1 protein-coding gene is annotated in these 296 nt (G+C 66.6%); it reads right to left on the bottom strand.

Going from position 1 to position 296, the window contains the following annotated elements; all coding sequences use genetic code 11:
- On the bottom strand, window positions 1-265 hold a 265-nt coding region (locus EN851_RS35510), incomplete at its 3' end, for an FAD-binding protein (protein ID WP_135931127.1).
- Between the last annotated feature and the right edge of the window lie 31 nt (window positions 266-296).

Raw genomic sequence — 296 nt, 5'->3', positions numbered from 1 at the left:
GCGACAGCGACAGCACGATGTCGTGACCGGATTTGTCGGGCACCTGGGCGCCGACCAGCCCGGTATTGCCGCTCTGCGGCACGATCGGCGTTCCGGTCTCGGTTGCGAGCCGCATGATGCGGCTCACTTCCTCAACGCTGCCGGGCCTCAGCACCAGGGATGTGCGGCCATGCCAGAGGCCGCGCCGCTCGGTGATGTAAGGCGCGATGTCGACCTGGTCGCGCAGCGCGTATTTGTCGCCGACGATGGAAGCGAAACGGTCGATGAGGCTGGGGTCGAGGTCGAAGGGCTGATCG

The organism is Mesorhizobium sp. M8A.F.Ca.ET.208.01.1.1, from assembly GCF_004791315.1.
Lineage (GTDB): Bacteria > Pseudomonadota > Alphaproteobacteria > Rhizobiales > Rhizobiaceae > Mesorhizobium.
This window is presented reverse-complemented; position numbering and strand designations above follow the sequence as displayed.